Source organism: Paenarthrobacter sp. YIM B13468 (assembly GCF_042788025.1).
Taxonomy (GTDB): Bacteria; Actinomycetota; Actinomycetes; order Actinomycetales; family Micrococcaceae; genus Arthrobacter; species Arthrobacter aromaticivorans.
This window is the reverse complement of the sequence record NZ_JBHZPI010000001.1, coordinates 254,093-278,920: the sequence shown is the minus strand read 5'-3', so window position 1 is coordinate 278,920 and position 24,828 is coordinate 254,093. Positions and strand designations below refer to the sequence as shown.

At 62.1% G+C, this 24,828-nt stretch carries 24 protein-coding genes; 5 read left to right on the top strand and 19 right to left on the bottom strand.

Annotated elements, in window-relative coordinates:
* Positions 1-3 precede the first annotated feature (3 nt).
* From ACFX4T_RS01270 to ACFX4T_RS01245, 6 genes are read right to left on the bottom strand one after another with little or no spacing between them, the layout of a single operon-like run.
* Positions 4-1,614, bottom strand: a complete 1,611-nt coding sequence (locus ACFX4T_RS01270) for a sulfatase-like hydrolase/transferase (RefSeq protein ID WP_377650530.1) — start codon at positions 1,612-1,614, stop codon at positions 4-6.
* On the bottom strand, positions 1,611-2,465 hold the full coding sequence (locus ACFX4T_RS01265) for an ABC transporter ATP-binding protein (protein ID WP_377650529.1): 855 nt from the start codon (positions 2,463-2,465) through the stop codon (positions 1,611-1,613). Before ACFX4T_RS01265 ends, ACFX4T_RS01270 begins: the two co-directional genes overlap by 4 nt.
* Positions 2,462-3,241: an ABC transporter permease gene (locus ACFX4T_RS01260; RefSeq protein WP_377650528.1), complete on the bottom strand. Its 780-nt coding sequence runs from the start codon at positions 3,239-3,241 to the stop codon at positions 2,462-2,464. Before ACFX4T_RS01260 ends, ACFX4T_RS01265 begins: the two co-directional genes overlap by 4 nt.
* The gene (locus tag ACFX4T_RS01255) at positions 3,241-4,014 is read right to left on the bottom strand and encodes an ABC transporter permease (RefSeq protein WP_377650527.1); all 774 of its coding nucleotides are present in this window, start codon (positions 4,012-4,014) and stop codon (positions 3,241-3,243) included. The genes ACFX4T_RS01260 and ACFX4T_RS01255 overlap by 1 nt, the downstream gene beginning before the upstream one ends.
* Positions 4,015-4,041: 27 nt before the next feature.
* The gene (locus ACFX4T_RS01250; RefSeq protein WP_223946354.1) at positions 4,042-5,034 is read right to left on the bottom strand and encodes an ABC transporter substrate-binding protein; all 993 of its coding nucleotides are present in this window, start codon (positions 5,032-5,034) and stop codon (positions 4,042-4,044) included.
* A gap of 46 nt (positions 5,035-5,080) precedes the next feature.
* Entirely contained in the window at positions 5,081-6,784 is a 1,704-nt protein-coding gene (locus ACFX4T_RS01245) for an amidohydrolase (protein WP_377650526.1), read from the bottom strand.
* Between the two features lie 236 nt (positions 6,785-7,020).
* Here ACFX4T_RS01245 and ACFX4T_RS01240 point away from each other — a divergent pair, with 236 nt between their 5' ends.
* On the top strand, positions 7,021-7,632 hold the full coding sequence (locus tag ACFX4T_RS01240; protein WP_377650525.1) for a TetR/AcrR family transcriptional regulator: 612 nt from the start codon (positions 7,021-7,023) through the stop codon (positions 7,630-7,632).
* Here the strand turns inward: ACFX4T_RS01240 and ACFX4T_RS01235 are convergent.
* From ACFX4T_RS01235 to ACFX4T_RS01210, 6 genes are all read right to left on the bottom strand, one after another.
* Positions 7,623-9,035, bottom strand: a complete 1,413-nt coding sequence (locus ACFX4T_RS01235) for an MFS transporter (RefSeq protein WP_377650524.1) — start codon at positions 9,033-9,035, stop codon at positions 7,623-7,625. The two genes, ACFX4T_RS01240 and ACFX4T_RS01235, sit on opposite strands and share 10 nt — an antisense overlap.
* Positions 9,036-9,121: 86 nt before the next feature.
* On the bottom strand, positions 9,122-12,130 hold the full coding sequence (locus ACFX4T_RS01230) for an AAA family ATPase (protein WP_377650523.1): 3,009 nt from the start codon (positions 12,128-12,130) through the stop codon (positions 9,122-9,124).
* The gene (locus tag ACFX4T_RS01225) at positions 12,127-13,302 is read right to left on the bottom strand and encodes an exonuclease SbcCD subunit D (protein WP_377650522.1); all 1,176 of its coding nucleotides are present in this window, start codon (positions 13,300-13,302) and stop codon (positions 12,127-12,129) included. The genes ACFX4T_RS01230 and ACFX4T_RS01225 overlap by 4 nt, the downstream gene beginning before the upstream one ends.
* 71 nt (positions 13,303-13,373) lie before the next feature.
* Complete coding sequence (locus ACFX4T_RS01220; RefSeq protein ID WP_377650521.1) at positions 13,374-14,321, bottom strand: MIP/aquaporin family protein; 948 nt, start codon at positions 14,319-14,321, stop codon at positions 13,374-13,376.
* Positions 14,322-14,458: 137 nt separating this feature from the next.
* Complete coding sequence (locus ACFX4T_RS01215; protein ID WP_216924157.1) at positions 14,459-14,803, bottom strand: DUF202 domain-containing protein; 345 nt, start codon at positions 14,801-14,803, stop codon at positions 14,459-14,461.
* A 36-nt stretch (positions 14,804-14,839) separates the two neighbouring features.
* Positions 14,840-15,196 (bottom strand): YidH family protein, encoded by a 357-nt coding sequence (locus ACFX4T_RS01210; protein WP_308169301.1) that lies wholly within the window; start codon positions 15,194-15,196, stop codon positions 14,840-14,842.
* 80 nt (positions 15,197-15,276) lie between these two features.
* On the opposite strand from ACFX4T_RS01210, the gene ACFX4T_RS01205 reads away from it, so the two are divergent.
* Positions 15,277-16,347 (top strand): ADP-ribosylglycohydrolase family protein, encoded by a 1,071-nt coding sequence (locus ACFX4T_RS01205; protein ID WP_216923927.1) that lies wholly within the window; start codon positions 15,277-15,279, stop codon positions 16,345-16,347.
* A 24-nt stretch (positions 16,348-16,371) separates the two neighbouring features.
* Here ACFX4T_RS01205 and ACFX4T_RS01200 read toward each other — a convergent pair whose 3' ends face one another.
* Entirely contained in the window at positions 16,372-17,403 is a 1,032-nt protein-coding gene (locus ACFX4T_RS01200; RefSeq protein WP_377650520.1) for an exonuclease domain-containing protein, read from the bottom strand.
* A 140-nt stretch (positions 17,404-17,543) separates the two neighbouring features.
* Here ACFX4T_RS01200 and ACFX4T_RS01195 point away from each other — a divergent pair, with 140 nt between their 5' ends.
* Positions 17,544-18,308 carry a DedA family protein gene (locus ACFX4T_RS01195; RefSeq protein WP_377650519.1) on the top strand — a complete coding sequence of 255 codons (765 nt, stop codon included), beginning with the start codon at positions 17,544-17,546 and terminating at the stop codon, positions 18,306-18,308.
* 116 nt (positions 18,309-18,424) lie between these two features.
* Here the strand turns inward: ACFX4T_RS01195 and rdgB are convergent, their stop codons facing one another.
* From rdgB to clpS, 6 genes are all read right to left on the bottom strand, one after another.
* Positions 18,425-19,087, bottom strand: a complete 663-nt coding sequence (rdgB, locus tag ACFX4T_RS01190; RefSeq protein WP_216923930.1) for an RdgB/HAM1 family non-canonical purine NTP pyrophosphatase — start codon at positions 19,085-19,087, stop codon at positions 18,425-18,427.
* Positions 19,084-19,842 carry a ribonuclease PH gene (gene rph, locus ACFX4T_RS01185; protein WP_254186194.1) on the bottom strand — a complete coding sequence of 253 codons (759 nt, stop codon included), beginning with the start codon at positions 19,840-19,842 and terminating at the stop codon, positions 19,084-19,086. Before rph ends, rdgB begins: the two co-directional genes overlap by 4 nt.
* 77 nt (positions 19,843-19,919) lie before the next feature.
* Complete coding sequence (locus ACFX4T_RS01180) at positions 19,920-20,717, bottom strand: MBL fold metallo-hydrolase (protein WP_377650518.1); 798 nt, start codon at positions 20,715-20,717, stop codon at positions 19,920-19,922.
* Complete coding sequence (gene murI, locus ACFX4T_RS01175; RefSeq protein WP_377650623.1) at positions 20,714-21,676, bottom strand: glutamate racemase; 963 nt, start codon at positions 21,674-21,676, stop codon at positions 20,714-20,716. The genes ACFX4T_RS01180 and murI overlap by 4 nt, the downstream gene beginning before the upstream one ends.
* A gap of 235 nt (positions 21,677-21,911) precedes the next feature.
* Positions 21,912-22,478 (bottom strand): DUF2017 domain-containing protein, encoded by a 567-nt coding sequence (locus ACFX4T_RS01170; protein ID WP_377650517.1) that lies wholly within the window; start codon positions 22,476-22,478, stop codon positions 21,912-21,914.
* On the bottom strand, positions 22,471-22,833 hold the full coding sequence (gene clpS / locus ACFX4T_RS01165; RefSeq protein WP_216923934.1) for an ATP-dependent Clp protease adapter ClpS: 363 nt from the start codon (positions 22,831-22,833) through the stop codon (positions 22,471-22,473). The genes ACFX4T_RS01170 and clpS overlap by 8 nt, the downstream gene beginning before the upstream one ends.
* A gap of 37 nt (positions 22,834-22,870) precedes the next feature.
* Here clpS and ACFX4T_RS01160 point away from each other — a divergent pair, with 37 nt between their 5' ends.
* Both ACFX4T_RS01160 and ACFX4T_RS01155 read left to right on the top strand, forming a co-directional pair.
* Complete coding sequence (locus ACFX4T_RS01160) at positions 22,871-24,199, top strand: nicotinate phosphoribosyltransferase (protein WP_216923935.1); 1,329 nt, start codon at positions 22,871-22,873, stop codon at positions 24,197-24,199.
* A complete protein-coding gene (locus ACFX4T_RS01155; protein ID WP_223946365.1) occupies positions 24,199-24,825 on the top strand; it encodes an isochorismatase family protein in 627 nt (208 codons plus the stop codon). Before ACFX4T_RS01160 ends, ACFX4T_RS01155 begins: the two co-directional genes overlap by 1 nt.
* The last annotated feature ends 3 nt before the right edge of the window (positions 24,826-24,828 follow it).

The window sequence follows — 24,828 nt, the reverse complement described above, 5'->3', positions numbered from 1 at the left end:
TGACTAGGCTGCCGCCGTCGGAGCTGTGCCTTCATCTGCCACAGCAGCCATCTCGTTCAGCATTGCCCACAGCAGGCGCCCCTCCAACCCGGCGAAGGCAGGATCACCTGCCCGGTTGAGCAGTTCGCCGGGGTCTGTGCGGTGATCGTACAGTTCGGCGACGTCGGTACCGAAGTAAAGCGTCAGCCTGCCCTCTGCTGTAATGACGGTCCGCATCCTCACCGGCCCGGGGAGACCATCGAGTCCGAATGGCTGCTCTTCCTCCACCAGCAAAGCGTCCCGGTGCCTCTGCGCAGATCCTTGCAGCAGAGGAACCAGGGAGCGGCCCTGGATGCCCCGGTAGGACGTCGAACCAGTGAGCTCGAGCAAGGTTGGTGCCAGATCGGCACTGGAAACGAGGGCCTGGGTGCGGGCCGCCGGGGTGCCCGGAACGTGCACGATCAAGGGAACATTCGTCACCGCACGGTAGTGGACAAAGTGTTTGAGCATGAGGCCGTGGTCGCCAAACAAGTCTCCGTGGTCACTGGTGAAAACGATGATGGTGTCCTCGGCGAGGCCTTGGCGATCAAGCTCGTCCAGGATTCGGCCGATGTGCTCGTCCATCATAGTGATCAGGCCGTATTGTGCCGCCGCCGCGTGCCTGTATTGTTCCTCTGTTGCTGCCCAGGTCATGGTGGGGTCCGGGTTCGGATGGCCCCGGTGTTCCATCATTGCCTGGATATGCGCCGGAGACGCCGAGTGATCCTGGTCGAAACCCAGCGGCAGGGGCAACGCACCAGGATCGTAGAGGTCCGCGTAGCCTGCCGGGGGTGAAAAGGGGTGGTGGGGATCAGGGAATGAGACAAACATGAAGAAGGGCTGGTCCTGGCCCGCCGCGTCCTTCAGATGCTCAATTGCCTTCTCGCCCACATAGCTGGTGGGATGCATTTCAGGGGGAATGGCTGTCTGGTACACCTGGTCCCATCCGCCATACCGGCTGGCGGAGTTGCCTGCACCTCCCAGCGTTTCGGGGTCGACGCCACGTTCCCTGGCCCAATGCACATAGTGGCCTCCGGGCCGGTCCCCATGACCAATGACGAGGTCCACGTGTTGGTAGCCGTAATAGTCGGCAGGGAGCCCGATGAAGCGTTTATCGTGCGCCTCGCGGTTCTCCCACTGATCCCAACCGGGAGCGTAGCCTTGCCGGCGGGCGTCACCAACTGTTGGATCCAGGAGCATCGGATCGGTGCTCCGGATCTCCTTGGCCTGGTGCGGCTCAAACTCCCACCCCATGTTTTGGTGGTGCAGTTTTCCTACTCCCACAGTGCGGTAACCGCCCGCTGCCAAGGATCCGGGAACAGTCTGCGTCAACGGATCCAACGTAATTCCGTTGCAGCGCGTCCCGTGCGCCGAGGGCCACCGGCCAGTCATCAAGCTGGCCCTGTTGGGCATGCAGGTAGGGTTCGCCACCGTCGCATTCTCGAATACCACGCTTCGGGCTGCGAGCGCATCAAGGTTGGGCGTCCGGACGACCTGATTGCCACCGAAGCCCAAGTGGTCGGCCCGCAACTGGTCCGCGATGAAGAACAGGACGTTGGGCCTGCCCTTGGCGGCACTGCCGCGCTCCCGCGTCATACCGGCCTCTTGATGAGGGACAGCACTTCCGTGCGCTGGCGTGCGAACTCCGGAAGCGAGCGCGTGGTGATCTGGTCGCGCGGAGCCGGTAGGTCGACGCCGACGATATTCAGGACGCGGGCCGGCTTGGAGCCCAGGACCACAACGCGGTCTGCCAGATAGACGGCTTCGTCGATGTCATGAGTCACCACCAGAATGGTCATGTTGAAGTCCTTCCTGATCTTCAGGCACAGGTCTTCGAGGTCGAAGCGTGTCTGTGCGTCCACAGAAGCGAAGGGCTCGTCCATGATAAGGATCTCCGGCCGGTATGCGAGGGCACGGGCAATCGCCACACGCTGCTGCATGCCGCCGGACAACTGCCACGGGTATTGGTTGTCGGCGTGGGAAAGCCCGACGGCGGCCAGTGCGCTGTCGCAGCGTTCTTTCAGTTCCGCTGCGGGCAACTTGAGGTGCCGCAAAGGAAGAACGAGGTTCTTCCTGACCGTCAGCCACGGCATGAGCGAACGGTTGTAGTCCTGGAAAACCAGCGCCATTTCCGGCGGTGGGCCACTGATGGGGCGGCCATCGATGGCCGCCCGTCCGCTGCTGGCCGGATGAAGCCCGGCCAGGCATTTCAGGAGGGTCGTCTTTCCGACGCCGGAGGGACCGACGATGCAGACAACCTCGCCGGCATCCACGGTGAAAGTGAGGTCTTCGATGACTGCATGGGATTTTTCCCCACTCCCGTAGCTCTTGGCCAGGTGAGCCACGTCCAACCGTGGGGTGGTCGCGTTAATGCGGGTTTCTGGTTGCTGTGCCATGGCGGACTTTCTGTTTCGGGTGGAAAGGCTCGGGGCCTGTCGGATGCTCATGCTGCACGCGCCATGCGCCGGGAGCCGATGTACCAGGACAGGACCTTGCGTCTGAGCAGGCTGAAGAGGACATTGACAAGGAATCCGATGACGCCCAGGAGCAGGATCCCGGCCCACATGTCCGCTGTCATGAAGCTCTGCTGCGCGAGCAGCGTCATGGCTCCAATGCCTTGGGAACTGCCCAGCATCTCGCTGGCGATCATCACGATGAAGGCAACCTGCAGGCTGACCTGCAAGCCGGAGAAGATTTGCGGCGCGGCCGCGGGAAGCAGGATGTTCAGGACGCGCTCCCTCCGGGTCAGCCTATAGACCCTCGCCACGTCCATGAGGTCGTTGCCCACCCCACGGATACCGTCCACGGTGGCGATCATCGTTGGGAACAGCGCTGCCAGCGCTATGCTGGTCACGCGCATCTGGGTGCCGAATCCAATGAGGGAGATGAAGATCGGCACCAGGGCAACCGGAGGTATTCCCCGAAGGAAGTGGATCAACGGATCCACCATCCAGCGAACCGGGGGAACAAGAGCCGTCACGAACCCGATGGCAATCCCCGCAAAGGCTGCGATGGCAAATCCCAGGAACAGGTTTCCCAGGCTCAGCAGCACATCTGACTGGAAGTGCTCAAAGAGCCAGAGCTCCTGGAACCGGCCAACGATGGTGCGCAACGGCGGGAAGAAGGGGTCGAGTGAGCTCTCGGACAGGAACCACCAAGCCACCAACAACAGCACGGGCGCTCCGGCGCCGATCAACCAATTTCTCATTGTGGGGTTTCTCATCACGGCATCACTTCACGGTAGGACTCATGCCAGTGCAGGACACGGCGCTCGGCCAGCCGCGTGGCACCTTGGAACAGGAGGCCCAGAACGCCCAGGACGATCACCATGCCGTAGAGGCTGGCGTAATCACCGGCCGCCTGGGCTTGGTAAATGCTTTGGCCCAGGCCCGGGCCACCGCCGAGCAGACCCGCTACCACTGTGACCACCAAGGCGGCCGGGGCAGCAACCCGCATGGCGGTTCCGATGTAAGGCATGGCGCTGGGCAGGACCACGCGGGCCAGGATTTCGGGCTCGCGCATGCCGTAGGACCGGGCAGTGTCCCTGGCTACGGGATCAGTGCTCTGGACTCCGTCGACAGTCTGCATGACGATCGGGAGGAGGCAGCCGAACACCACCAGGAACAAGGACATCTCCCCGGTTGGGCCCAGTACCAGCACCGCCAAGGGAAGAATGACGATGGGCGGAACGGGCTTCAGGAATTCCAGCATCGCCAACGTAGCGAACCTGACGGTCTCAAAAGTCCCGACAAGCAGGCCCAGGATGACGCCTGCCACCGCAGACAAAGCCAGCGCCAGCAGGGCGATCCCGATCGTGGCTCCCAACGAGGACCAGAACGTAGCCGTCCCCAGGATGGTTGCCAGTGTGCTGAAAACAGTGGTGGCTGGCGGCAGGGCATTTCCTGCCACCTTTGCCTCGGCAAGGACCTGCCAGATGACCAGCACTGCCGCAATGCCCAGCGCACTGAAGGTCAATGGGCGGATGGACCCTTTCATGATGAGCCTCCCATGTTCGGTTCGCGCCTACTTTCCGAAGACAAGATCGCCCGGCAGCTTCACGGGTGCACTCAGGAAACCGAGGTCCGCAAGGTTCTCGTTGGCCCTTTCAATGTCCTCCGTGCGGACGTCCTCAGGCCAGTAGTTCACTGCTCCTGATTTGACGACGTCCAGCGGGGTCTTGGTGATCTCGGCGCTGAGTTGCTGTGCCTCTTCGATGTGGGCGTTGGCGTAGGCATTGGCCTTTTGGATGGCTGCCTTGAAACCCTGCAAGGCCTTCTCCTTGGATTTCACGGTGTTGGCACCCGAAACCCAGAGGCCGATTGCGCCCTGTTCAAAGAATTCGACGCCCGGCGATGCCAGCAGCCTGTTGCCCTCGGACATCGCCTTCGACGTGAAAGGTGCAACGAGCGACGCTGCATCGACGCGTCCCGAGTTCAGGGATTGAAGGGCCGATGAAGGATCCAGGACCATCCAGTTCACCTTCGCGGGATCGCCGCCGTCGTCCTTGACGAGCTTGCTGACGGTGACTTCCAGTTGTGCCTTGCGGGCAGGGACGCTGACGCTCTTGCCTTCAAGGTCTTTTGGCCGGGAGATCGACGATGCCTTCTGGACCAGGAGCCCCGTGTCATCGACCCTGTTGAGGTCGGTGGATTTCCCTGCGCCGTCTTTATAGCCATCAGCAGCAGCGATGATCTTCAGTGGCACGTTCTGGCTCAGCGCATTCAGCAGCGGGATGGAGGGTGTATAGGTGAGATCGATCTGGCCGCTTTGGGCAGCCGCAATGCCGGCGGGCGGGTTGGCAATAACGGAAGTCTCGACGTTGATGCCCTGTTCCTTGAAGTAGCCCTTGTTGATGGCGAGCTGGATCGCGGCATCGGAGCCGATACCGATGGTACCCACCTTCAGTGTGGTGGTGCCGTCAGCGGCCGGGGTGGAAGCCGGGCCTGACCCGCCGCCGCAGGCGGCAAGTGCCATGGACAGGACTGCGGCCAGTGCCAAAGGAAAACTGCGTCGCATGTGGTGCTCCTTGAATCGCGAAATGGTTGGAACGGAGGGGATTGTTCTAGCTGTTGGATTGGTGGACTATGCGGCCACCGCTCAGGGTGAGCCTGACCTCGGCGTCGAGGAGCTTCTCGATCTCCTCGTCATCCGGCCAGGGGTTTGACAGCAGGCAAAGATCTGCGGCCATTCCAGGTGACAGTGCTCCCTTGAAATGTTCTGCGTGGTCTTGCCAAGCTGCGCCTATGGTCATAGCGGCGAGCGCTTGGAGTCCGGTGATCCGTTCAGGATCGCCGGGGTTGCCTGGCGTGGAGCGGGTGGCACGACGAACAGCAGCCGCCACAGTCCGGCGCCAGTCGGGACTGGTCACGGGAGCGTCGGAGGCCAGGTTGAAGTGCACGCCGGCCTCCAGCGCAGAATTCAGTGGCTGGTGGCGGGAGAACCGTTCCTCGCCCAATACCTGGCGCATCATGTCCCCCGCCTCCTCGCGGATCAGCGGGTTGGTGCTGTAGCCGATGTGGTGGGAAGCCATGGTGGCCAGGGTTTCGATGTCAGTGAAGGCGCCATGGATGATGTAGTGGCGATTTCCGGCCACTTTGGAGCCAGCTTCAGCGGATCCATCGGCCGCCGCCACAATTGCTTCCACGGCCGCGGATGTGGCGGCGTCGCCCGTTGCATGGACTCCTGCCTGCAGTCCCGCGTCGTTGATAAGCCGAAGTATCCGGTGGAGTTCGGCGACCCTTTGGCCGTCATTGGCACCTTGGATCACCAGGTGGCCATGCGTGCAGGCGTTTCCATATGGTTCGCTCATCCACGCGGTACCGCTGCGCGGAATGCCGTCGGCGAATATCTTGACGCCGGCAATCCGCAGCTGCTCCGGATCGATGCCCCTGTTCACGTAGGTGTTGGCCAGTCCGCTTCGCAGGCCCTCGTCGATGGCCTTCGCATCGGCTCCCCCGGTCCCCGCGAACAGCATCAGGACATTGATCCTTAGTGTCAGTTCACCAGCTGCGGCGAGGTCGCCGAGCAACTCAACTGCCGCCGTCGAGCCCGCACCGTCCATCAGTCCGGCACTGGCAGGGCCCAGGCCCGGATCTGTCAGCGACGCGATGCCCAGCGAGTGCAGCTGTTCCTGCAATTGCAGCAGCGCAGGGCGAAGCGTCGCGTTCGGTACCGGTGGCATCATCTTTGAGACCAGTTGTATGGCGCCGTCCTGAAGAAGGCCTGTTGGGCTGCCATCGCCGGTCCGCATCACTGTGCCACCGTCGATGTCTGCCGTAGTAGCAGTGATGCCGGCCCGACGCAGCGCTTCACTATTGGCGAGAAGTTGATGGCCTGTACTGTCGAACGCAACCACCGGGGTACCGGGGCGGCAATCCAGCAAATATCCGCTCGCTGGCCCGAGCAGCGCCTCGTCCCAACCATGGGCACGAACCCAGCCGTCCTCCCCTGCTGGCGCACTGTTAATGATGTCCACCACGGCCGCCCAATCCGGTGCGATTGATGGATCCAGCCGCACATAACCAAATGCCGCCATTGCCGCCGAAACGAAATGCAGGTGGGCGTCATTGATTGCGGGAATGAGAGCACCTCCGGCGGCATCCACAACCACGGTGTTGGGCCCAATCGCCCTCGCAGTGTCTGTGCTTCCGAGTGCCAGAATGCGTCCATCCCTGATGGCCAAGGCGTCTGACATCCGGTCCGGTTTTGCCGGGTCCATCGTATGGACCGAGGCATTGACGATCACCAGATCGGCAAGTTCTTGCATCGGTTCTCCTCAGGTCACTGCATCCCATGTGATGCAGGCAACAACGTTCTAAAAAGAAGTATGTCGCCTGACTGGGTCACTTGACTAGGTTTTCCGGTAAAATTCTTTTCAAGGGTCTTTCCAAAGGCTCCACGGCATTGTCAGGAGCCAGCCCGGGCGCACAGCGCCTAGGATCGATGAGACCGATGATCGGCGTGCCTGATCACGGATATGACTGAGGACAGGAAGGGGCGCGGATGGCCAGGGTTCCCGCCGAAGCAAGGCGGCTGCAGTTTGTTGAGGCTGCGGCACGGGTCATTGCCCAGGATGGGCTCGCCTCGGCTACAACGCGCCGGATCGCCAGTGAAGCCGACGCGCCGCTTGCGGCACTCCACTACTGTTTCCGTAGCAAGGACGAGCTTCTGGAAGAGGTCTACAACTTCCTCAGCCGCGATTATGCGAAGGCATTGGAACCAGTCGCTGATCCCGGATTGGGCCTGCGCCATATGATCGGAGCCCACGCCCGGCGAATCTGGACGCGCATGCTGGAGAATCCGCATGAGCAGGTGACCACCTTCGAGCTTTTGCTCCGGCGATTCCGCGTCGAGGCCGATGACCAGCCCCAGGCCCTGCTGATGAACCGCTCCATGTACGACGGCTGGGTCAGTTCAACCCTGGAGCTGTTCCGTGGCGCGGCAGATGCCGCCAGCGAGACAGTCCCGCACAATCTTGAGGACGTCACCCGCCTCTTCATCTCCGGTATAGACGGCATCAGCATGCAGCATCTGGCCGACCCCGACGAAGAACGGTCAATGCGCCTGGTGGAGTTAATGGCCCGCTCCCTCGCCGGAGCACTGGACTACGACTGAGGCCGACGCTTCATGACCAGATAAGTCAGAACTCCCAGTACCAACAAGCCTGCTGCCGCAGCCATGGATACAACGAAGGCTGCACCGGGACCCTGGGTCTGCGCCAACTGCCCGGCAAGGTAGGAACCAAGCGCAGTACCGGCCACGATCCCGCTGGCCAGGGCCGTCATCACCGTAGCAATACGGCCGGTAGGGGCAACCACGCCACCGATGCTGAACACCGTGACCATGACTGGTCCCACGGGGATTCCCAGCAGCAGCAGAACCAACACCATGGGCCAGATTCCGGCGGGAACCAGTAACAGGAGCGCGAACAACGACATCGCCAGGGCAGCGGCAACCCACCTGGCCGCGAGGCTGAAGCGCTGCGGCCAGAAAGCAACGGACAACGCCGCCACGGCAGAGCTCAAACCCATCACGGAGTAAAGGAGCCCGGCGATTTCCGCGGTTGCGTACTGGGCAGAAAAGGCGCTCAGGGCATTCTGCGTCGCACCAAAAAAGGTGCCCATGCACACCATGGCCACCACCGGAACGGCCACTACGGCGCCCGCCCAGCGGTTCCGTCGTCGGGCTGTGTGTTCACCCGCGCTTCCCACGACGACGGCCGTGGCCTTCCGCAGTGCCGGCACCACGGATTGCTGGCTGGGGTGCACTGCGAAGGCCGGTACAAGCGTAATGGTCATGACCGCCGCCATGGCCAGAGGCAGCCACGGAGCAACCAGGCTGGCAAGAATACCCACAAGGGCCGGTCCTAACACGAAAGTGATCTCGTCAGCGGTGCTTTCATAGGACAGCGCGGTGTCCAGATCCGCGCGACTGGCAGCGACGCTCCGGCTACCGCTCGCGGGCGCACTGGCTGCGGCAGCGTCTCCGGCGGAACCACTGGCCTTGCGTGCTGTCGACAAATTCCGGGTGGTCAGCGCCATCCAGCGAACACGGGCCATTGGGCCAACCTGCGGGCAGCTCGCACCAGCCAGGAAACCTGCAACGAGCACCCCTGTCGCGTCCAGCGCAGAGGCATAGCTTGGGCTCAGGTAGGCGGTGGCAAGGAGGCCGGCAACGGCCAGGGTATTGACCACTGCCGCTACGAGCAACACGACACGTTGGCCGGCGCGATCGGCCAACGAGCCGAGGACAGGGGCTCCAGCGGCTGAACCGATACCTACTGCCCCGGCAGCCATGCCACCGATTGCGTAAGAATGACTCACTGCTGTAACCAAGGTCAGTGTTCCCACGGTGAGCATTGCCAAAGGGAGTCTTGCGAAGAGGCCGAGGGGCAGGAACCCCGCCCCGGCGAGCTCAGGCAGCCGTGCGAACCTCCCGGGCAGGCGGGATCGATGCGAGGACGAGGTTGTGGTCAGTTGCGAAGGCAGTGACCTTGAGGCCAGTGAAGATTTTTCCATGATTCCGGGTTCGCTAAAGTCTGCGCATCGTCCCTCCTCCCGATGCGCGCGACCCGGTGTAACGGATCAAGTCTATCGGATGCGGCTCAGGCAGGCATTGCTTCGGCAACAACCACTGTGGAACCATGGCGGCCCTTGACCACGTGCAACTGGCTGCTGATGCGTTGCTTCATTTCTGCCACGTGGCTCACCAGCCCCACGACCCGGCCGCCGTCGCGCAAACCCTCCAAGGCGTCCATAACCTGTTCCAAGGCTTGCTCGTCCAGGCTTCCGAAGCCTTCATCGACAAACAGCGTTTCAATGTCCACTACGCCGGCCTCCTGCTGTACAACATCCGCAAGGCCAAGGGCCAGCGACAAGGACGCCATGAAGGATTCTCCGCCGGAGAGCGTGGATGTGTCACGTCGCTGGCCCGTCCATTCATCCACCACTTCCAGTCCGAGACCGGATTTCTGGTTCCGTGCAGCCCGGGCGTCAGAGTGTTGCAAGGTGTAGCGTCCGTCGCTCATGGCAACGAGTCTCTCTGAGGCCGCGATCGCCACTTGCTCCAGCCTTGCAGCCAACACGTAGCTGTTAAGGCTCATTCGGTAGCTGTTGTCTCCTGCGCCGCGAAGGGTGTCCGCCAGACCACCCAACAGGTTGGCATGCTCGCGCGGTTCCCTTCCTGCCGCGGCAAGGTTTTGATACTCCGCGCGGATCCTCTGCACAGACCGCACAGCTTTGCTTGCGAGCCCCGCCGAAAGCGCCAGTGCCTTTGCAGCTTCCATGGCGTGGGCAGCCTCAGTCTTGGCGACCCTGAGTTCGTCCTCCGACAGAGGCAGTTCGCCTATGCTGACTTCCTTCGCTGCCATGACCAGTTCCTCGCCGGCAAACAGTTCATCCAGGCGGGCAGCTTCGGCCTCGAAATCTGCGAGTGCATTCTCCAATGCCACAACATCCGAGGGTGACATGAGCTCGCGACGCACATCCTCGACCGATGAAAATCCGGACCCGGGCAGTGCCCTTTCCAGGGCCGCGAGCGCCTCCAGGCGCGCAGCCCCGGCACGTTCGAGTTCGTTCGCGGCATCCACGGCAGCCTGAAGCAGCAAACGCTGGGAGGTGAGGTCTTCTGCCCGCGCATGAAGGCTGGCGAAGCCCTGCCTCAGGCCGGCTAGCTCCTGTTCAATCACAAGGTACTGTTCCTGAAGCAACTCGACAGCAGAGCTTGCTTGCGAGGCGGCATTCGTTGACCCGGCATGCTCCTCCTGCACGAGGGCAATGCGTTTAATGAGATCCTCATGCTTTTTGCGGAGCTTCTCCAACGCACCAGAAGCCTTTCGGGCTTCGATCGCCGCAGCTTCGGATGCGGCCAAACGGGCGGCCGATTCCTCTGCATCTGCGGAGCCGCCCTGGGCAGCAAGGCCCGCCAGCAACTGTGCGGCTGCTGATACCTCTTCCGCGCTGCGTCCCAGAGCCTTCTCGCTGGCTTCAAATAGTTTGCTGGCCTCTTCCTCTTCCTGGGCGATGGAAAGAGCAGAGCGGGCTGCGGCGGCGGGGTTCGGGTGCTCGTTGCTGCCACAAACGGCGCAAGGCTGCCCAGGCGCTAGGGCTGCCGCGAGCTCACCGGCGGCATTGGCCAAGCGTGCCTCCCTCACGTCAAGCCATGCTTGCCTGAGGTCCTGCGTTTTGTTGCGGGCGCGGGCGTGGCGCTCAGTGACGTCCTTCAACTTGGCGGCTGCAGCTTTATGACGGGACACAATCGACACTAGTTCGGCGGCGGCGGCTGCCTCGCGCTCCAGGTGTTCGACGCGGGCAGCCGAGGGTTCCAGTGCTTCCATCCCGGCCTCTACCGCTGATTCCTCGGCTCGAAGGTGGTGCAGGGACTCTTCTGCTGCTTGGGCGGCCGTCAGGTGGCTGGAGTGTTCTGTTCGTTTGGTTGAGAGTCGTGTGGCAACGTCCTCCATGCGCCGCTCATCTGGAAGCCGGGCTTCGAGGACGGCAAGGGTGGTCTTTACTGTCTCAAGCGCAACCACAGGATGTGCCGCATCCATGCCCTTGGATTCAAGCTGCTCCCGGGATCTGTCCCTCTCCACCAAGGCAGACCGGAACTTACGGTCCGCAGCGTCCAAGGCGTCCAGTTGTCCCCCAAGGACGGCGGCACGGCGATGTCCTCCCAGCTTTTCCTTATTTTCCAGTGCCCGCGCAGCAGCCAGTTCATGCAGAACCCGCCGCTGCATCCCCGCAGCGAGCCTGGCATGCCGCTGCGCCTTCTCCTGGTCCTCCTGAAGTTGTTCGGCAAGCCTTGTGGCCTGGGCATCAGCTGCGGTGGCCTCGTCTTTACGTCGCCCACCTTCTTCCAGCAGCTCCATCTCCAGGGCCGCGAGCCATGCCTCTGGCCCCTCGGCAGCTGTCTCTACATTTGCCAGCGCATCGGAAAGGCCAAGCTGCTCCCGTTCTGCGGCCGCCCTGCCAAGCAACATCTTCAGTTCAGCCGCATTGTCCTGGACGGCGCGCGCAGCTTCGGCTGCCTGCCGCGCAATTTGCTTCTCCACAGACTCGAATCGCTGCGTCCCAAAGAGTTTTTGGAGGAGCTCGAGCCGATCATTGGCTTTGGAGCGCAGGAACGCCGCAAAGTCACCTTGGGGAAGCATCACAACGCGCGTGAACTGGTCCCGGTCCATGCCCAAAAGCTCGGAGAGCTCGGCGCCGACTTCGTCATTCCGCGAAGATTTTTCCTCCCAGACTCCGGAAACCCACTCGCGGAGCAGCGTCTTGGCTTGTTGGGTGGTGAAACCGTTCCGGCCACGCGCGCTGGGGCGTTCCCAAGCCGGGGAACGCCTGACTTCGAAACGCCTGCCACGGGCCGAGAATTCACACACCACACGTGGTTCGGCACCCGGCGCTGCATGATCGCTGCGAAGGCGCTTACCTTCCTGGCGCGCACCCGGAACGGAGCCATAGAGGGCGAAACAGATGGCATCGAGGATGCTGGTCTTACCTGCCCCGGTGGCGCCATTAAGCAAAAACAAACCCTGCGCACTGAGTTGATCAAAATCAATGTGCTGCGCAGTGGCAAAAGGCCCGAAAGCCTCAATTTCCAGTCGATGAATTCTCATAGCTCAGCCTCCTCCAGGCGCACGGCCTCGAGGGCAGCACGAAGGGCAGCTTCTTCCGCAGACCCGGGACTGCGCTCACGAACGTGTTCCAGGAATCCACAGCAGACTTCGAGGTCGTCCTGGGCGGCTGCAAGCCTGCTGCTGTAACTGACCTTGTCTTTGGGCCCAGCACCCTCGGGGTCGAAGGACAGGACCAAGGTGTCAGGAAAGCGGGTTCGGAGGTGCTCCATAGCCTGGGCGGGCCGTTCGGCATCCGTGAGGGTGATTTGGCAATAGGCAGCTTCAGCCCAGGAGTGCTCGCCTGATTCAAGGAGATCGTTCAGCTTGCCTCGCAACACGGCCAGGCTCTTGGCAGCTTCCCAAAGAACTTCCTGGACACCTGCGCTTCCATCGGCATCGATGTCAATCAACCACGCGCCCTTGCAATGTTTGGCTTCGGAGAACGAATAAGCCAGCGGGGAGCCGGAGTAGCGGACATTCGGGGCCAGTTCCTGCCGGCCGTGCAAGTGACCGAGTGCCGTGTACGCAAAATCCTCGAAGAGATCCAAGGGCACCGCACCCAACCCTCCGATGCTCAAGTCCCGTTCACTGTCAGAAGTGATACCCCCACTGGCAAAAGTGTGTGCAAGGACCACTGGATGCACTGCGCCTGATTTGCGGCGGTCCTGGAGGTCGCGCCGAATCCGCTCGATTGCTTCACGGGTGACCTCGAAATGACTCGCGGTCTCCACTTCCAGCCGGTCCGCGACAAGCCGCGGTTCCAAATAGGGAATCCCATAGATCGCAAGTGTGGCGCTGCTCTCCCCATCTTTTCCGAAGGGAACAAGCACGGGAACGTCCAGGTCCTCCACCCTTGTCCTGAGGTGAACACCGCCGCGTTCGAGCAAGCGGGACGCGAATCCGAGCCGAATGGCCGAATCGTGGTTGCCGCTGGTGAGCACTACGGTGGCCCCGGCTTGGGTAATACGCACCAAGGCGTCGTCGAGAAGTTTGACGACGTCGAGTCCAGGCAGGGCGCGATCATAGACGTCACCCGCAATGAGGACGACGTCTACAGACTTCGCTTCCACGAAGGACACGAGCTGGTCCACGAAACCGCGCTGGGCTTCAAGCATGCCAACGCCGTGGAATGACCGGCCGAGATGCCAATCGGAGGTATGGAGTAACCGCATATTTTCAAGCTAACTGTGGGCACCGACAAAAAAGCGCAGACAGGCCGTCCGGCGTCGATCCTGTCCTGCTGCTAGCCCTTCTTTCCGTCAAAGAAGTTGCGCGCGTCATCTGCGGCAGCTTCTTTCCGAACAGTCCCGGTCTCCACAGCCACTGCCTCTGCCTCTGCCTCTGCCTGTGCCTGTGCCTGTGCCTGTGCCTGGAAATCGTCAGTGTCATCGGCATCCAGGTGCTCGCCTTCAATGGTTCCGGCCGTCGCTGACGCCGAGTCATCTCCAAGGCTGGTGGCCGCGGAGGCGTAGGCAAAGCCGCGGAAAGCCAGTCCGGCCAGTGCAGCCCCCATCAGCGGCGCCACCCAGAAGAGCCACAGTCCTTCCACCGCCCACGAGGGGCTGAAGAAAGCCAGGGCAGTTGCGCGTGCCGGATTGAAGGGAAGGTTGCCCAAAACCTGGCCAAACTGCAGCAACACGGCGACGCAAAGGCCTACAGCAAAGGGAGCCACGGCAGGAAAGGCGCGGCGTCCGGCAGTCGCTCCAAGGAACACTGCAACCAGCAAAGCGGAGCCAACAACTTCAACGATCAAGACCCCTGCCATCTGGGTTTGGGCTGCAGCATGCTCTCCATAACCGGCCGCCACAGAGCCAAAGGCCGCCCGCGCATCCGTCAGGACCGGAACTGTCAGAACCACAACGAAGGCGAGAGCTGCGCCGATGACGCTACCGATGATTTGGGCCGCAAGGTACGCCACGGCTGCCAGCGCACGGATACGGCCGGCAATCAGGTTGCCCAGAGTGATTATCGGGTTGAAGTGACCGCCGGAAACATGGCCGAAGGCCAGCATGGCCACTGTCACCGTCAGGCCGGTCGCAAGGGCGGCGGGTAGGGGCGCTGATGAAGGGTTCGAGAAGATCGACACACCCACGGCCACGAGGACAACAAACATCGAACCGACGGCTTCAGCTGACAGCCGCGCGAACAGCACCGGTTCGTGGTCGGTCGTGGCTTGCACAGGAGAGGTCATGTCGAATGATTCCTTACGATTGGTGGTGTTGGACCAGCTGACAGGCTTCGTTGCGCGCTGGGCGAGCGAAAGCCCTTGAGCATCCTGCCAGTTGAGTCTGAACAGTTGCTGAGTCCCTGCTGACTCCCGATCCGAGCTTAGCCGCCCAAGGCGATGGCCGCGATCGCGGTTCCGCCCAGCCCTATCACGGCAAGGGTGCTGACAAAGATGAGTCGTGCCGAAGCTGCTTCGTTTCCAGCATGAAGCTGCCGTGAGCGGACCCACACCACACAAGCCAGGACAATGGTGGCGGCAGCAGCCATGAGAGCGCAGATACCTTGGTAATCCAGCCCGGGAAGGCCCGGAATGAGACGGCCCGTCGAGGGCTCTGAGGTAAGCCAACTGCGCCAGATGAACAGATCCACCACCACAAGCGAAATGAGGGTGCGGCGCCAGGCCAGTGTGGTTCGTTCCGGCTGCAGACCGGGATCACGGAGGTCCATGCTCAACTCGCAAGCCTCGTCATCACGCAAACCGGGTCATCGCGCCACCAAAATCAGTACGGCGAAAGCGAATGCTGCCACTGCCACCACGATCGTCATGAGCAGCATGACCCAGGAGAACGGCAAGGCTTCATCGTTGCGCATGGCAGCTTCCATTTGCCCCCACCTGCGATATGACAGTGCGGCCAGGCCGGCGCCGATGAGGGACAGAAGCACACAGAGGACGATCCTGACTGGCTGGGGGGCAATGTTCGGAGCCAGCTGATCAATGGCAATCGACCCAGCCAGCAATGCCAGCGAGGTACGGATCCAGGCAAGGAAGGTGCGTTCGTTCGCCAGGGAGAACCTGTAGTCAGGTGTCTTGCCTGTACGTCGCCAAGCCGGTTCACGCACGTCGTCTCTCCAAATTTTCCTAGTGCTGGGCAGCCTCCCAACCATATCAGCGGTGTTCCGCGGCACGGTAAGTTGATGGCATGAGTCTTGAAGCGTCCTCCCTCGCCGTCCCGTCGTTTGAATCCCGCGTCCACGGGACACTCCTGGGAGGGGCATTGGGTGATGCCCTTGGCTACGCAGTGGAATTCGACCGCCTTGATGCCATTCGTGCCCGTTACGGTTCCGCCGGGCTCGCCTCCTTTGACCAGCTCGACGATGTCGGCCAGTTTTCGGACGACACGCAAATGACGCTGTACACAGTGGATGGCCTGGTGGACGCCCTCGAATGGGCCAATGATGGGGTGGCAGCAGATGAGATCGCCTGCCTTTGGCTGGCCTACCTTCGCTGGCTGGCAACCCAAGATGTTGCGGTTTCCCCTTCTGCCCCGGTTCCGCAACCGCGGTGGATAGACGGCCAGGAAGTACTCCGGCGTCGTCGGGCCCCGGGGAACACATGCCTCAGCGGATTGGCTTCAGGAGACATGGGCACTGTGGCCAGGCCAGTCAATCCAGATTCCAAGGGTTGCGGCACGGTCATGCGTTCAGCACCCTTTGGACTCGTGCCCCATATCTCGCGTGAAGCCGTGTACAAACTCAGTTCGGATGCCGCGTCCTTGACTCACGGACACCCGTCAGCGCGGCTGAGCGCTGCTGCCTTCAGCTTGATGATCCAGAATATTGTGGCCGGCAGTGACGTCCGCACCGCAGCTATTGATGCCCTGGATTACGTTAACGGCCTCCCGACCAAGGCTCCCGAATTAGGTGACCGTTTGGAAGCAGCGTTGAGGTTGTCGTCGGAGCCCGCTCCCCTCAGTCCTGAAACGCTGGTAACCGCACTGGGTGAGGGCTGGGTCGCTGAGGAAGCACTCGCCGTCGGGCTCTATGCCGTCCTGGCCACGCAATGCAGTGAGCCGACGGAACACTTCCGCAAAGCTATCGCGGTTGCCATCAACCACAGCGGCGACAGCGATTCCACCGGTTCCATCGCGGGAAACATCCTGGGCGCCTACTATGGCGAACCAGCACTTCCTGCCGAGTGGCTCGGGGCACTGGAAGGCACGGAGGTCATTCGTGGCATGGCGGACCGGTTGCTCGCTGTCACTACAGGGTGATCAGCTGCCCTCCGGACGCGCGTGTTAGTTTCCGCCCACCATTTGCAGGAATTCCCCTTCCGAGACAACCTCGATCTGCTGTCCTTTCGCATGGAGTTCCAAAACCCGCTTCGCCTTTCCTGTAAGCCGTCCAGCGCGCAGGTCTCCGGCCACGAACCCGTCGCCCACCACAAGGACGGTGGTGCGTGCGGTCACCCTGCTTTCTGGTCGTGCACCCATCTCTGCAGCACGGGACTTTGCCTCCGGACGCGTCATGATGAGATCGCCCGTGAAGACCACCGTCTGGCCGAACAGTGGGTGCCCCGGTTCGGCTGTGGGATTCGGCAACGGATTGGGGCCTTCCTCGGGCCACGCCGAGAATGGACGACCCGTACCGTTCAGGGCGCCTTCCAGGGTTTGCTCCGCAAGGCTTCCTGCCTTCTTACCTCTGGACCCCGCCCCTGCGAGAGCGGCAAGGGTGGGCTTGGAGAGGCCATTCATGGGATCGAAGGCAGGTTGCCTGGGCAAGGTGAGGCCCAGCGAAAGATAGAGTTCCGCGATGCTGTTGGCGTTGTTCCGACGGGCGATGTCCACCAGGATTCCTGCACAGGCGCGTGCGTCCTCGGCGGCATCGTGGTGGTTGACCAGGGGTACTCCCGCTTCCTCCGCTGCATACGGCAGGGAGTTGGACACCAATGAGTAGCAGCGGCGGGACAGCATCACCGTGCAAACGTACTCGTAGGCTGGGCCTGCAAGCCCGGAGACTTCCAAACCGGATCGGATAACGCCCAGATCAAAGGCTGCGTTGTGTGCTGCAAGTACGTCGTTGCCGATGAAGGCGCCAATTTCAGGGAAGAGGTCTCCGAATCTGGGACGGCCGGCAACGTCTTCGGCACGGATGCCGTGGATGCGGGTGTTGTGAAACTCGAAGTGGTCATGGTTCTCCGGCGGGCGCATGAGCCAGGAGGCTTCTTCCACCACCACACCGCCGCGGACTTTGCTAAGGCCGACCGAACACGGCGACCCCCTGAAGCCGTTGGCTGTTTCAAAGTCGATCGCCGTAAAGTCCAATGCCACTGGACAAGGTTACAGGCGGAAAGGGTGGGCTCTTGCCGATTTCCGCGGCGGGGCGGCGTTTCCGGGCAGCTTTGTGGCGAGGGTTGCGTCACCGCCCGACGACGGCGGTCCAGTAGGCTTGATAGGTGATCTTTACTGCGATGAGCGACTTAGCCGTATCCACTTTCGGGGGCGCGGGACCGGCGCGTCCACCCATGGCCTCGTTCCTGCCGGACTGGCTGAACCCCCAGGTCTTCCTGGCTGATCCAGCCTTGGCGCCGTGGGTCGTGCTGCTGGTTTGCGGCATTGTCTTTGCCGAAACCGGCCTGCTGGTGGGCTTCTTCCTGCCCGGTGATTCCATGCTGTTCACCGCTGGCCTTCTTGTGGCCACAGACACCATCAAGTTCAATGTCTGGGGCTTGGCCGCCCTCATCATCGTTTCTGCGATCATTGGCAACCAGACCGGCTACCTCATTGGTTCAAAGGCCGGTCCCGCAATCTTCAACCGCCCCGACTCCAGGCTGTTCAAGAAAGAAAACGTCGAAAGCGCCCACGCTTTCTTTGAGAAGCATGGTGGCAAGGCCCTGATTTTGGCCCGGTTTGTCCCCATTATCCGTACGTTCGTTCCGGTGATCGTCGGCGTGGCGCAGATGGACAAACGCAAGTTCTTCCTCTTCAACGTCATCGGCGCCACACTCTGGGGCGGCGGCGTCACCTTGCTGGGATACCTCTTGGGTGACCGCATTCCGTGGGTCAGCAGCAACCTGGACATCATCTTCATCGTCATTGTCCTGATCTCGGTCATCCCCATCATCATCGAGGTAACCCGCGGCGTCGTGGCCAAGCGTAAGGCTGCCGCGGAAGGCAGCAATCCCGTGGAGGAATTCATCGAGGAGCACGAAAGCGGAAAGCACCGCGAGAAGTAGGCCTCACCGCACTCAAATGCCATACAGGAGAAGGCACCCCGCAAAGGCGGGGTGCCTTCTCCTGTATGTCTCAAGCCGGGCTTCCAAAAGCCGGTTTCCAGTGTTGGTTGGAATTGTTAGCTGGAATGAACACCCGAGAGTGCAGCAACGATCGCCGGGAGCAAAGCCCGGAACGCCTGGCCGCGATGGCTGATGGCGTTCTTTTCCTCGGATGTCAGCTCCGCGCAACTCCGGTCCATACCCACGGGCTGGAGCACAGGGTCATACCCGAATCCACCCTCACCCCGCGGCTCGCGCAGCAGCGTACCTTCAAGCTGCCCGTACTCAACCGTTTCGTGCGTAATTCCATCTGCTCCGGGCACTGCCAAGGCGGCCGCGCAGACAAAAGCTGCCCCGCGGAAGGCGTCCGGCACATCGGAGAGTTGAGCGAGCAGCAACCGCAGGTTCGCTGCGTCGTCCCCGTGCTTTCCCGACCACCGGGCTGAGAAGATGCCCGGCGCACCGCCCAGGACATCAACGGAAAGTCCTGAGTCGTCGGCGATGGCCACCAAACCCGTTGCCTCAGCCACGGCACGCGCTTTCAGGAGTGAGTTCTCAGCAAAAGTGACCCCGGTTTCCGCAACGTCCGGTGCACCAACGGCAGCTGCATCCACCACTTGGGTATCGACGTCGAGCCCTGGAACCTGCCCACGAAGCAGCTCACGGAGTTCCTTCAACTTTCCCTGGTTGTGCGTTGCCAGGACGAGCCGCGGAGCACCGGAGGAACCGTCACCGCTCACGGAGCTTCCGCCAGCGTCTCGCGCTGGATAGCCGCAAGCTGGCCCGTGCCGATCAGGGCGAGGTCCAACAGGGCGTTGAGTTCATCGCGGTCGAACGGAGCGCCCTCAGCGGTGCCCTGGACCTCTACGAACTTGCCGGATCCAGTGACCACCACGTTCATGTCTGTTTCGGCCCGGACATCTTCGACGTACGGCAGGTCCAGCATCGGCACGCCATCGATGATGCCCACCGAAACGGCAGCAATCGTGTCCACCAGCGGCTCAGCATTACGGGCGATGAGCTTGTTTTCACGGGCAAACCGAATCGCTTCGGCAAGCGCCACATAGGCGCCGGTGATGGCCGCGGTGCGGGTACCGCCGTCGGCCTGCAGGACATCGCAGTCAAGGACGATCGTGTTCTCGCCCAGCGCTTTGGTATCGATGATGGAGCGCAGCGAACGGCCAATGAGTCGGGAGATCTCGTGCGTGCGTCCGCCGATCTTGCCCTTCACTGACTCACGATCGGATCGGGTGTTCGTTGCCCGGGGCAGCATGGCGTATTCGGCGGTAACCCAGCCACGGCCCTCGCCCTTGAGCCAGCGTGGAACGCCTTCGGTCAGGGAAGCCGTGCACAGTACCCGGGTGTTTCCGAACTCGATGAGCGCCGAGCCCTCGGCCTGCTTGGACCAGCCGCGGGTAATGCTGATGGGACGCAGTTGATCGGGGGTCCGGCCGTCGGCGCGGATAACGGGTGTGGCTGTAGCTTCAGAAGTCATGGTTCAAGCTTAGCGACGATGGGACAACGCCCGACGCCGTCCATTGGGTGAGGCGTACATGCCACCTCTGGAGGGGGCTAGATCGTGTAATGGACCCCGGCAACGGCAACAGCGACGTCCCCGGGAAACACCGGCTTGGCCTCGGACATGACCTTGGTCTGCGAAGTCCACACCGGAATGTGGGTCAGAAGCAGGCGCTTGGCTCCGGCGTTCATGGCGGCTTCCCCAGCGCGCTTACCCGTCAGGTGCACGTCCTTGATGCCGTCATCGCGGCCTTCCTCGAATGCAGCCTCGCAAAGGAACAAGTCAGCGCCACTGGCTGCATCCTCCAGCCCCTGGCACGAATCGGTGTCCCCCGAATACGTCAGTACCCGGGTTACGGTGGTTCCGTCTTTGCCTGGTTCCGTTGCGGTCACACGCAATGCATATGCCTCTTCCACGGGATGGTTGACGCCGTAGGGCGTCACCGTGAAGGGGCCGACTGTAACGGGCTTCTGTTCGGCCCAATGAGTGAAGTCGAACTCCTCATGCATGCCTGGATCCAGGTCCAGCCCGTAGGCTGTTGCCATCCTGTCCGCAGTTGCTGCCGGCCCCCACACGGGAATCCGGTCCCGCCCCCAACCGCCGGGCTTCCAGCGGACCGCTACGTGGAGGCCACACAAGTCCATGCAATGGTCCGGGTGCAGGTGCGTGAGAAATATGGCGTCGATGTCCTCAAGATCCGTGTAACGCTGGATGGCACCCAACGCTCCGCTCCCAAGGTCCATCACGATCTTCCATTCCCGCTCACCGTCATGCGCAGTCACCAGATAGCACGACGCCGGCGAGCCGGGACCCGGAAACGAACCAGTACAGCCCACGATGGTCAGTTTCACAGGCCACGTCCTGGGATCGCACTGGAATCAGGGGTGACTCCGTTGTCCGGCTGCACGAAGTAGGAGCGGCGCGACAGTCCGCCGCCGCTCCTGGCTGCTTCCAGCATTTCCGGGGTGATGCGCGCCAGGCTTCCGGTGGGGTATTGCGCAGCCACGTGATCAACGTGTTTGACGGACAAGACCTCGGGGCCCAGGAAACGGCGGGCCAACGCTTCAAATTGGACGGCATCGCCCGTCGCGATGAACTCATGGTTGGGGGCACTTGAATCGGTTCGCTGGATACCGTGGGTGGCCAAGGCACGGTAGACGTCCTTGGCAGTTTCCTCCGCACTGGACACCAGGGTCACGTCCTCGCCCATGACAAAAGAGATCACCCCCGTCAAGAGCGGGTAGTGCGTGCATCCGAGCACCACGGTGTCCACACCAGCGTGTCTCAGCGGCTCCAGATACTCATTCGCCGCTGCCAGGAGGTCCGGTCCGGTCGTGATGCCCGCTTCGACGAAGCTCACGAAGGCCGGACAAGCCACAGAGGTAATGGCAAGATCAGGGGCTGCCGCGAACGTGTCCTCATAGGCGCGCGAGCCAACCGTGGCGGAGGTCCCTATAACGCCGATCCTGCCGGAACGGGTGGCCGCCACCGCTCTACGCACAGCGGGTTGGATGACCTCAATAACGGGGATCCCATACCGCGCTGTATAGCGTTCACGCGCATCCCGGAGAACTGCAGCCGAAGCAGAGTTGCAGGCAATGGTCAGCAGCTTCACACCCGAATCCACGAGCTCGTCCATCACACCCAGGGCGTTGGCCCGGACTTCGGCGATGGGCAGCGGCCCATAGGGCCCATTGGCGGTATCCCCCACGTACAGGATGGATTCGTTGGGGAGCTGATCGATGATGGAGCGGGCTACCGTCAATCCACCCACGCCGGAATCAAAGACACCAATCGGGCGGGATCCCATGAGCTCATTGGGGACCCCCAGGTCACCGGGCGAGGCAACAACCGGGACCCCTGCGGCGCTTGGTGATCCGGCGCCTGTTGAACTGTCGCCCCTTGAACTGCCGCCCGTTGAACTGCCAGATGCTGAAGTCATGATTATTCGAGAATAAGGCTTCCCCTGTGTTGCGGCCATTACCTGTGGCCTCCGCCTCGTGTCTGATGTGTCACATAGGCGTGCCCGGCGGTGGCCCTCCTGATCAGGATTTTGCCTGCCTGGCCGCCATCATCGATTGCACCAGCGACTCCTGGAGCCAGGTGGTGAAGTTGTAGACCAATGCCAGGTAACTCTCCACGTCCTCCGCCTGGCTCCAGTCCTGCATGCTGTGGATGTGCTCGGCGTCCGCCTCGTCACGGATGTCCAGGCGTTCCGCCAAAACCAGGCGAACATCGTTCAAGGCCATGGACCAGCGGATTGCGTCCTCCGGGGTCAGTACAAGATCGTCCTTGTCCAGGCCCATCGCTGTGGCCTTCAACGCGCCAATCTTGTTTTCCCGCACCGAGCGTTCGGTCAATTGCCGGAACTCAAGTGAGCCGCCGTCGTCGTCCTTCATGACGTTGGGCAAGAGCCGCAGCAAGGCGCGATCGCTCGGTTGCTTCACGTCCATGTCCAAGCCGATCAAGGCGGCCAGCGGGTCCTCGTTCTCCCTGGCGTCGGACTCCAACATCGAGATGACGTCGTCCAGCAGCCCCCGTAAAAGATCCCGTTCGGCAGGCTCGAGGTAGCCGGTGATTCCCTTGAGTCCGTACTTGAATGCCTTAGCCACGCTGGCGGCCGCCCTTCCCGGGTGCTTCGTTTCCGCTTGCAGCTTTTTCGACGGTGGCCCATAGACCGAAGCCGTGCATGGCTACCGCGTGCTGCTCAACCTGCTCCTTGCTGCCGTGCGCAACGATGGAGCGGCCCTTCCTGTGGACCTCCATCATGAGCTTGTGCGCTTTGGACTCGGAGTAGCCGAAGTAACTCTGGAACACATAGCTGACGTAACTCATGAGGTTGACGGGATCATTCCAGATCACCAGGTTCCAGGGGATGTCCGGGGCTGTCAGGACATCGGTGGACGTCTGCTCTACAGCTTCCGTCCGCTCATCAATGTCCGTGCCAAATGCAACGCTAGGGGTCATCTGTCCATTCTATGGCGGCTCGCACTAGAGTGAATTCGTGAGTAGAGCCACGTCTTGGGACCATCCCGCCACTTCCTTGTACACCGACCACTACGAGTTGACGATGCTTCAGGCCGCCCTGCACTCCGGGGCTGCCCATCGCCGTTCAGTGTTTGAAGCGTTCGCCCGGCGCCTGCCTGATGGCCGCCGTTACGGCGTGGTAGGCGGAACCGGACGCCTCCTGGAAGGGATCGCAGACTTCAGCTTCGGCGAAGCCGAACTCGCATTCCTTGAGCAGAACAAGGTGGTCAACCAGGAGACCCTGGACTACCTCGCGAACTACAAATTCAACGGAGACATCTGGGGCTACGCGGAAGGCGATGCGTACTTCCCCAACTCCCCCATCCTCATCGTTGAATCCACTTTTGCCGAAGCCTGCATCCTGGAGACCTACATCCTCTCCGTCCTGAACCACGACAGCGCTATCGCCTCCGCTGCATCAAGGATGACGTCGGCGGCCGGTAGCCGGCCATGCATCGAAATGGGTTCCCGGCGCACCCAGGAAGAATCCGCGACGGCGGCTGCCCGCGCCGCAGTGATCGCCGGCTTCGCCAGCACCTCCAACCTTGAGGCCGGACGACGCTACGGCATCAAAACCGTTGGCACTGCGGCCCACTCCTTCACGCTCCTCCACGACACCGAACGCGAGGCCTTCGAAGCGCAAATCGCCGCATTCGGCCCGGGAACCTCCCTGCTCGTGGACACGTACGACGTCGAGACGGCCGTGCGCACCGCCGTCGAACTCGCAGGGGACAAACTGGGCGCCGTCCGCTTGGACTCGGGCGACCTGATTGCCCAGGCGCAGTGGGTCCGGCAACTCTTGGATGACCTTGGAAACGTGAACACCCGGATAGTAGTTACCTCGGACCTCGACGAATACGCCATAGCCGCCCTCCAGTCCGCCCCGGTGGACTCCTACGGGGTTGGTACGTCCTTGGTGACGGGCTCCGGCGCTCCCACCGCCAGCATGGTGTACAAGCTGGTGAGCAGGACAAACGACGCCGGCGAGTTCATCTCCGTTGCGAAAGCGGCAAAGAACAAGGCCAGCGTGGGTGGACGCAAGTACGCCCTGCGCAAGCTCAACGAACACGGAAGGGCCACCCAGGAGATCGTTGGAATAGGCCGCCGGCCGGAGGACGACGGAAACGACCGTTCGTTGTTGCACCAGTTCATCAAGAATGGTGAACTCCTGCCCGGCTGGACGGGCCCCGAAGGCGTGATCCGCGCCAAAGAACGGCACGCCGCCAGCATGGCCGAATTGCCTGCCGTAGTGAACCGCCTGCAGCGCGGCGAGGCCGCCATCCCCACCATCTACGAGGAGAACTGATGTCCAGGGCCCTGATCATCGTCGATGTCCAGAATGACTTCTGCGAAGGCGGTAGCCTCGCCGTCGAAGGAGGCGCTGCAGTTGCCGGCGCCATCACCGAGTACGTGGATGCAAACCAACAGCATTTCGACCACATCGTGGCCACCCAGGATTGGCACATCGAACCGGGAAGCCATTTCTCCGATGATCCGGACATGGTGGATTCCTGGCCGCCGCACTGCCGGGCCCGGACCAAAGGAGCTGAACTCCACGAAGACCTGGACCCGGAATACATCCAGGCCTACTTCCGTAAAGGACAGTACACGGCGGCCTACTCCGGCTTTGAGGGCGTCCTTGCCCCGGAAGACGACGTCCCTTCCGGGGATCTCAAGGCCGGTGCGGCCGTGTCCGAGGCCGTGGAAGAAGATGCCATCGGGCTCGATGACTGGCTGCAAAGCCACGACGTCGAAGAGGTTGTGGTCGTAGGCATCGCCACGGACTTCTGCGTCAAGGCAACGGCCCTTGACGCAGTGCAGGCCGGATACGCCACTACGGTCATCGCGGAACTCACGGCGGGAATCGCCGAGGACCTCACCGAAACCTTCGCCGAAATGGAAGACGCCGGCGTCGAGGTGGAACGCGCCTGACGC